The sequence below is a fragment of the Dinoroseobacter sp. PD6 genome (genome assembly GCF_028807315.1).
Taxonomy (GTDB): domain Bacteria; phylum Pseudomonadota; class Alphaproteobacteria; order Rhodobacterales; family Rhodobacteraceae; genus Dinoroseobacter; species Dinoroseobacter shibae.
Map to the genome: position 1 here is coordinate 48,495 of NZ_JARAMN010000016.1, position 7,747 is coordinate 56,241.

The following is a 7,747-nucleotide window of genomic DNA, read 5'->3' on the forward strand; positions in this document are numbered from 1 at the left end:
CTGCGCGACCCGGCCTCTCTGCGGCGGGCCGTGCGATGCGCGGGCCGTCACCCGGACCCACGCGCCCATGTCTTTGGCATGGGTAGCTCAACCTGCCCGAAAGGGCGGCGGAAAGGCAACAGGATTGGCGGGCGCCGGGCCCTCAGCGGGATGGGAGGCGGAGAAGCTGCGCTTCATGGGCGCGCAGGCTGCGCCGGGCGCTGGGGCCATAGGCGGCCGGGCTTTCGCGAAGCTCCGGGAAGAGGCCGAGCAGTTCGTCCCGGGCGGCGCCGTCCATGGTCTCCAGCCCCTGAGCCCCGGGGTGGAAGCTTTCGGACCAGGCGCCGTTGGCTCGCACCAGGTGATGCCGGTCGAACAGGATATGGATGTAGGTCACCATCCCGCCGGGGCGCCGCACGACCCGGTCCCCATCGACAAGGTGCAGGGCCGCGACCAGCACCTCGTCTGTGCCGGTGAGCAGTTCGGCCTGCCAGCCTGTCAGCAGCATCCGGTGCTGCGGCGACACCAGAAGCGGCGCGGTCGCCCCGTACATCCCCGCCGGGATCGCCACGGGCGCCAGCGGACCGGCCGCGGGGACCGTGCGCGCACCAACCCAGCGCAGGGGCTGCGCGCCCGCATCCCGGGTCCAGACCAGGTCGCCGGGCCGCAGGTCTTCCACCATCCGCGGGCCGTCAGGCGTGTCGATCAGGGTGCCCGGAGTGAAACAGACGCCGCTATCGCCCGGGGTCACGGGAATGTAGACGGGCGTATCGGGATCGGGCTTGTTGAACTGGATGGAATAGGTGGCGGCCACGGGCCCCGTGGGCACGGGGATATTCGTCGAGACCGCCCCGTCCGCTGCGCCGCCATCGGCCACGATATCGGTTCTGCCACCGCCGATGTCATAGAAGTTGATCACCGTATCCGTGGCCGTGTTCGTCAGGGCGAATGCTTCGGTATTACGAGGACCGATCGAATCCGGGTCGGTCAGCCGGACTATGAAGACGGTTTCCGAGATCACGTAGACGTCTTCGCCGGTTTCGGGGTCGCGGGTCACGGTGACGCCGGGATCGTCGAGCCGCACCTCCAGCGCGAGTTGACCGCTGGTCTCGTAGAAGGAAACGACGAAATCCGCCGGGTTTTCGGACGGGTCGAGCGCGACTTCGAGGAATTCCGGCTCGCCTGACCGTCGAGCGTACGCATTCGAGTAGTGGAGTTCGCTTATTCGGGCCAAATCAGTCGCCTGCCATGCCTAACGTCGTGTTAACAGTGCGCTAATCTATCGATCAAGCAAATTGGAATGACAAGTCAGGCAAATGAATTATCGGCGGGTCTGGCCGGAATGCACACCCGCGGGATCGAACGTCGCGCCTTTCGGGACAATTCGATTACGCCTGCCACCAATCTGCGAGGCGGCGAGCAAAGCAGGCACGGACCACGAAAAAGGCCGCCCCCGAAGGTGCGGCCCGATCGGTTTGGGACTGCGGCGGGTCAGGCCGGCAGGGCGGCCTTGGCCTGGTCCACGATGGCGCTGAACGCCTCGGGCTCGTGCACGGCCAGATCGGCCAGAACCTTGCGGTCCACTTCGATCCCGGCCAGCGACAGGCCATTGATGAAACGCGAGTATGTCAGCGCCTCGTCATGGGCGCGCACGGCGGCATTGATCCGCTGGATCCACAGGGCGCGGAACTGGCGCTTGCGGTTCTTGCGGTCGCGTGTGGCGTACTGGTTGGCCTTGTCGACCGCCTGACGGGCGACCTTGAAGGTATTCTTGCGGCGACCGTAATAGCCTTTGGCGGCATCGGTGACCTTCTTGTGGCGGGCGTGGGTGACGGTTCCACCTTTGGTGCGGGACATATTCCGGTCTCCTTAGCGCGAGTAGGGCATGTAGGACTTGACGATCTTCGCATCGGGCGCGCTGAGGATCGTTGTGCCCCGCGCGGTGCGAATGAACTTCGTCGTCCGTTTGATCATGCCATGGCGCTTGCCGGCCTGACCGGCCCTGACCTTGCCAGTGGCCGTCATCTTGAAGCGCTTCTTGGCGCTCGACTTGGTCTTCATCTTGGGCATTTGCGTCTCCTGTCGTCTACGCTTGATCCCGCGACTCGGCATGCCACTGAGGCCGGACGCGGGCTTGGAGACGCGCAGGTACGACAGAGCGGAGCGCTTGGCAAGAGCTTTGGCGCATTTCGGGGCGATGCCGAAAGGGCGTCGATGATCCGAGGGAGCGGCGCAAGCTCCTGTCGGATGCGCTTGGCCCAGGCGCAGGTTCGTCCGACGAAGGCCGGGATGTCGAAGCAGCAAAGGGCGGTGCAGGCCGATTTCGGGTGCTCAGGCACAAAAGGCGCCGTCAGGTTCCCGCCCCTCGGGGAAGGTCGTCGGCACGGCGCAGCGGTTTCTCTACCTATCGGGGGGATCAGTCCATCACCGTGCGATAGATCTTTACCACGGCAACGGGGATATCCTCGAGTTGCAGCCCGTCCGGTTGGGCCTGCCAGGCCACGGCCAGCAAGCCCAGCCCCACCGGGGCGAGCAGGAGTGTCGGCCAGATGGCGCGCTGCTCGATCGCCGCGACGAGGCTGCGGGTGACTGCCAAAGCCAGGCAGATCAGCCCACCGATCAGCGGCAGCGCCCCCTCCAAGGGATCAGCCCGGCTCGGTCGAGAAGATCAGCTTCTCTTCGCACGGCGCAACGCGCAGGATGTTGGTGCTGCCCGCCTGATTGAAGGGCACGCCCGCGACCACGAGGATCTGGTCGGCCTCGGTGGCGAAGCCCTCGGTCCGGGCCGCGCGGGCCGCCGCCACGACGGCCATCTTGAAGCGCGAGATTTCCGTCGCCATGACGCAATGGGCGCCCCAGGTCAGGCACAGCTTGCGAGCGGTACCGAGACGGCTGGTGAGCGCGATAATGGGCACGCGGGGTTTCTCACGGCTGACCTTGGACACGGTGGTGCCCGATTCCGAGAAACAACAGATCGCCTTGATCCCCGTTGTGGTCTCGGCGATCTCCCGGGCTGCCGAGACGATCCCGTCGGCCACGGTGGAGCGCGCGCCGGGGCGCGAGGCTTCGATGATCTGGCGATAGGTCGGGTCGCTTTCGACCTCGATGGCGACGTTGTTCATGGTGGTCACGGCTTCGACCGGAAAATCGCCGGCGGCGGATTCCGCGCTCAGCATCACTGCATCCGCCCCTTCGTAGATCGCCGCGGCCACGTCCGACACCTCTGCCCGGGTGGGCATGGGGGAGCTGATCATGCTCTCGAGCATCTGGGTCGCCACGATCACCGGCTTGGCCTCGCGCCGGGCCCCGCGCACCAACCGCTTCTGGATCGGCGGGACCTTCTGCACCGGCAACTCGACCCCGAGATCGCCGCGCGCGACCATGATCCCGTCGGAGGCGGCAAGGATTTCCTCGTAGGCCTGCACGGCGGCGGGCTTCTCGATCTTCGACATGATCGCCGCCCGGTTCCCGGCCAGCTCACGGGCCTCGTGCACGTCCGCGGCCCGCTGCACGAAGGACAGGGCGAGCCACTCCACGCCCAGCGTGCAGACGAATTCCAGATCCGCCCGGTCCTTGTCCGACAGTGCCGCGAGCGGGAGGACCACATCGGGCACATTCACGCCCTTGCGGTCGGAAACCTCACCGGCCACGAGCACCTCGGTCTCGGCGAAATCGCCGGCGCAGCGCGTGACCTTCAGCACCACCTTGCCGTCATTGACCAGAAGGCGCGCGCCAGGCTCCAGGGCGTCGAAAATCTCCTTGTGGGGCAGGCAGACGCGCGTGGCATCGCCCGGCGCCGGGTCGAGATCGAGCCGGAACGCCTGTCCCACCTCCAGTTGATGGGGCCCGTCGGCGAACGCGCCCACGCGCAGCTTCGGCCCCTGCAGGTCCGCGAGGATCGCGATGGGCCGTCCGGTGTCCTTTTCGACCTGGCGGATGATCTCGTGCCGGGCCGCCACATCGTCATGGCTGCCATGGCTCATGTTCAGCCGGAACACGTCGGCGCCTGCTTCGAACAGCGCCCGGATGGTGTCGTAATCGCTGGAACTGGGGCCCAGAGTGGCCACGATCTTCAGGTTTCTATGGCGTCGCACGCGCGTTCTCCCGCCTCTTTTCTCAATTCGCTGTTAGCGGTACCACGTCCCCGGGGCGCTTTCCATCGCATATTGCAGTCGCAGCAAAGCGCCCTGCTCTGGCCTCCCCGCGCGATCCCCGGTATGGCCAATGGACAAGACCACGGGAAGACAGATGGACGCCTGCCCCTTTCTCGAAATCGACGGCCCTGCGCCCTCTGACTGGGTGCTGCTTTGCGACCATGCGCGCAACTGGGTCCCGCCCGATGTGGCGGGGGGCGACCTGGGCCTGCCACCGGAGGACATGGCGCGCCATATTGCTTACGACCCTGGTGCGGAGGGAGTGACGCGCGTGCTGGCGGCGGAATTGAATGCCCCGGCGGTGATGGCGACGTTCTCGCGACTGGTGATCGACCCGAACCGGGCCGAGGACGACCCCACCCTTCTGATGCGGCTCTATGACGGCTCGATCATTCCGGGCAACCGCCACGCGGACGCAACCGAGCGGCAACGCCGGATCGCGGCCTGGCACCGGCCTTACCACGACGCGGTCACGGCCATGCTCGCCGCGCGGCCCGAGGCGATGCTGGTCTCGATCCATTCCTTCACCCGGCAATTGCGCGGCCGGGCGCCGCGGCCCTGGCATATCGGCGTGCTCTATTCGGACGATACGCGGCTGGCGCGCCCGCTGCTCGATGTTCTGAACGGCGAGCCGGATCTGTGCATCGGGGACAACCTGCCCTATTCGGGGCACCTGCCCGGCGACACGATGGACCGCCACGGGGTGCAGCCCGGCCGACCCCATGTCTTGATCGAACTGCGCAACGACCTCATTTCCACACCAGAGACCCAGGCTGCCTGGGGGGTCCGCCTCGCGCACCTCCTGCGGGCGGCGCACCAACAGATGGAGGAGACCCGCCCATGACCGCCCCCCAGATCGACCCGCAGACCCAGGTGGAACTCGAAGCCGCGGCCTTCCGCGCGCTGCGCAAACACCTGATGGAAGACCGCACGGACGTACAGAACATCGACATGATGAACCTCGCCGGGTTCTGCCGGAACTGCCTGAGCCGCTGGTACCAGGAAGCCGCCGCCGAGAAGGGGATCGAGTTGGGCAAGGAAGACGCGCGCGAGATTTTCTATGGCATGCCCATGGCGGAGTGGAAAGCCAACTACCAGACCGACGCGAGCCCGGAAAAGCAGGCCGAGTTCGAGACCGCCTTCAAGGAAAACGTCACCGACAAGCAGGGCTGATGCCTAGCGCAGGCGGGGACCGCACGTTCTCCGCCGAGCGTTCAGATCGGATTGCAGACGGAGTTGCCAGTTTGCGCGCGGCGCCTTCCGCAGGGATGGGCCAGACCGTCTTTTTCTGACCCTGCTGTCGAGCCGCCGCCGCGTCAGAAGGGTAGGTCAGACAGAACCCCAGAGCGAAACTTGTATGGCTTTGGCATGTGTGTGGCTGGTCGTGGGACGGGCTTTCCGCTGCACCATGACGACCTGGCCAGAAGAGCTATGGCGCGCCTTCCCGGCCCATCGTGCAATCCCCACCCTCAGAACATCATGCAATCGGCCCCGGACGGCAGCGGGTCGGCGCCCGGCGGCAGGGTTGGAGTGTAGTTGAAGGTGACGATCTCGGCCCCGCTGTCGAAGGCAATGAAGAGCTGGTTGGAGCCGGGGCGGATCGCGATGCCTTCGGGGTCGATTCCGTAGGGATAGAGGCTCTGGGACGCCAGCAGGGAGCCGTCGGGGGCGAACTCATAGAGGCTGTTGGAGCCTTCCCAGTCGTCCACGATCAGCAGGTGTCCCGTGCGCGGGTCGATGGCGATGCCTTGTGCTTCGGTCAGGGGCGGGGTCAGGGTCAGGGTGTCGATCCGGCGCAGTAGCGTGCCGTCCGGGGCGAACCAGGACAGGCGTTCGGGGTCGTCCTCCACCGTGACGATCTCGCCCGCAGTGTTGATCGAGATCCCTTCGGTATCGGCCCAGCCGCCCTCCAGGGCAAAGGGCGGGCCGAGCGCCTCACCGTCCTTGGTCAGCCGTTGCAGGTTGCCCGCGCCGTCGCCCACGATCAGGGTGTCGCCCTCGATCGAGATCGCCTTGATCCGGAACATGTCGCTGGAGATGCGGCGCAACTCGTCGCCCTGCAGGGTCACCAGCACGGCCTCGGGACCCTCGTTGGCGATCCACAAACCGCAGAAGGTCGGATCGTAATCGAGGCTGGCCGGCCGGTTCAGATCGTAGCGCCCGGTTTCCACCAGATCGAGGGCCGCGGCGGTGGCGGGCACCAGCCCGGCCAGAGCGATCAGGACATGGCGAATCATGAAACCTCCCGGACTGCGTTCTTCCATGAACTGCGCCGCTTCCCGTGTGGGTCAAGGCGACGGGCGGCTCACGGCACCCGTTGCGACGGGTCCAGGGGGCCGGTTCACGAAGGAACGACGCGCCAAGACGCGGTTGGACTGCGAACGAAGGGGATGGGCCTTGTCCGCCATCGATCTCGGGAAAATCCAGCGAGATCAATGGCAGGGGCGGAGGGGCTCGAACCCCCGACCCTCGGTTTTGGAGACCGATGCTCTACCAACTGAGCTACACCCCTAAGGCCAAGGCGAGGGGTATGAGAGTTGTCCGGGGAAATCAAGAGCACTTTTTTCCAAGGGCCGGGGCGCCGGACGCTTGCATCCTGCGGCCCGTCATAGGACATCGGCGCCATGACGACGCCCGCCACCGGTCCCCGCCTATCCGTGCCCGCGCCCTTCCGGGACGCCCCGTGGCAGGCCGACGCACTGCGCGCGGCGGAGGCCGAGATTGCGGTGCCCACCATGCTCGCCCCCGAAGAGCGGCAGTTCTACTACTGGGCGGCGCGGGATTGGGCGCGCGGCGAGGGCGCGCTGGTGGATCTGGGGGCTTTTGCCGGGGGATCCACCGCGCGACTGGCGGCGGGGGCGGCCGCCGCGGGGCACGGGGCGGTGATCCATGCCTATGACCGGTTCACGGCCAAGGAGCAGACCAAGGCAAAAGTGCTCTATGCCGCCGGGGTGCCGCCGTTCGAGGGGCGCGATATCCTGCCGCTCGCGCAGGAGTTCCTTGCCCCCTGGGCCGCGCAAACCCGGTTTCACGTGGGCCATATCCCGGATCTCGGCTGGCCCGGGGGCAGGATCGAGCTTCTGGCGGTGGATGCCGCGAAGATCGCCACCACCACCGACCTGATCGCCGCGGCCTTCCTGCCGCACCTGATCCCCGGCCGGTCCCTGGTGATCCAGCAGGACTTCCTGCACTGGTCCCAGCCCTGGCTGCCGGCGCAGATGTGGCGGCTGCGGGATCATCTGCGCCCGGTGGCGTTCGCCCGTCGGGACACGGTAGCGTTTCTGTGCACCGCGCCGATCACGCCCGAGGCCCTGGAGGGCGCCCGGATCGCGGAGGCCACGGATATGGAACTGATCGAGGATATCCGCGCGATCCGCGAAACCTTGCCCGAGGACTGGGACCTGACCCGGCGTCTGCGCCGGACCATCGCCGCCCTGCGCGCCAACCCGGGGGAGCGGATCGCGTGGAAGATGCGGCCCGCCCCGCCGCCGGGTTCCTGATCGAAAACGCTTCGCGCATGAAAAAGGGGGCGCGAACCGCACCCCCTTAAACGTTTCTTCGGGCCTAGGCCTTACTCGATGATCTTCGACACGACGCCTGCGCCGACGGTGCGG

Annotated in this window: 9 protein-coding genes and 1 tRNA gene; 3 read left to right on the plus strand and 7 right to left on the minus strand. The window is 66.8% G+C overall.

Features of this window, described 5'->3' with window-relative positions:
* Positions 1-142: 142 nt before the first annotated feature.
* From PVW48_RS19630 to pyk, 5 genes are all read right to left on the minus strand, one after another.
* Positions 143-1,213 (minus strand): Hint domain-containing protein, encoded by a 1,071-nt coding sequence (locus PVW48_RS19630; RefSeq protein WP_274582638.1) that lies wholly within the window; start codon positions 1,211-1,213, stop codon positions 143-145.
* 257 nt (positions 1,214-1,470) lie between these two features.
* A complete protein-coding gene (rplT, locus tag PVW48_RS19635; protein WP_012176913.1) occupies positions 1,471-1,836 on the minus strand; it encodes a 50S ribosomal protein L20 in 366 nt (121 codons plus the stop codon).
* Between the two features lie 12 nt (positions 1,837-1,848).
* A complete protein-coding gene (gene rpmI, locus PVW48_RS19640; protein ID WP_012176912.1) occupies positions 1,849-2,049 on the minus strand; it encodes a 50S ribosomal protein L35 in 201 nt (66 codons plus the stop codon).
* Between the two features lie 346 nt (positions 2,050-2,395).
* Positions 2,396-2,620 (minus strand): hypothetical protein, encoded by a 225-nt coding sequence (locus tag PVW48_RS19645; protein ID WP_012176911.1) that lies wholly within the window; start codon positions 2,618-2,620, stop codon positions 2,396-2,398.
* Between the two features lie 4 nt (positions 2,621-2,624).
* Positions 2,625-4,073 carry a pyruvate kinase gene (gene pyk, locus PVW48_RS19650; protein WP_274582639.1) on the minus strand — a complete coding sequence of 483 codons (1,449 nt, stop codon included), beginning with the start codon at positions 4,071-4,073 and terminating at the stop codon, positions 2,625-2,627.
* Between the two features lie 154 nt (positions 4,074-4,227).
* On the opposite strand from pyk, the gene PVW48_RS19655 reads away from it, so the two are divergent.
* The gene (locus PVW48_RS19655) at positions 4,228-4,977 is read left to right on the plus strand and encodes an N-formylglutamate amidohydrolase (RefSeq protein ID WP_274582644.1); all 750 of its coding nucleotides are present in this window, start codon (positions 4,228-4,230) and stop codon (positions 4,975-4,977) included.
* Positions 4,978-4,988: 11 nt separating this feature from the next.
* A complete protein-coding gene (locus tag PVW48_RS19660) occupies positions 4,989-5,306 on the plus strand; it encodes a DUF1244 domain-containing protein (RefSeq protein ID WP_044028207.1) in 318 nt (105 codons plus the stop codon).
* A gap of 296 nt (positions 5,307-5,602) precedes the next feature.
* Here the strand turns inward: PVW48_RS19660 and PVW48_RS19665 are convergent, their stop codons facing one another.
* Both PVW48_RS19665 and PVW48_RS19670 read right to left on the minus strand, forming a co-directional pair.
* Positions 5,603-6,370, minus strand: a complete 768-nt coding sequence (locus tag PVW48_RS19665) for a hypothetical protein (RefSeq protein WP_274582640.1) — start codon at positions 6,368-6,370, stop codon at positions 5,603-5,605.
* 199 nt (positions 6,371-6,569) lie between these two features.
* A tRNA-Trp gene (locus PVW48_RS19670) sits at positions 6,570-6,645 on the minus strand.
* A gap of 112 nt (positions 6,646-6,757) precedes the next feature.
* On the opposite strand from PVW48_RS19670, the gene PVW48_RS19675 reads away from it, so the two are divergent.
* Positions 6,758-7,633: a hypothetical protein gene (locus PVW48_RS19675; RefSeq protein ID WP_274582641.1), complete on the plus strand. Its 876-nt coding sequence runs from the start codon at positions 6,758-6,760 to the stop codon at positions 7,631-7,633.
* Positions 7,634-7,747 lie beyond the last annotated feature (114 nt).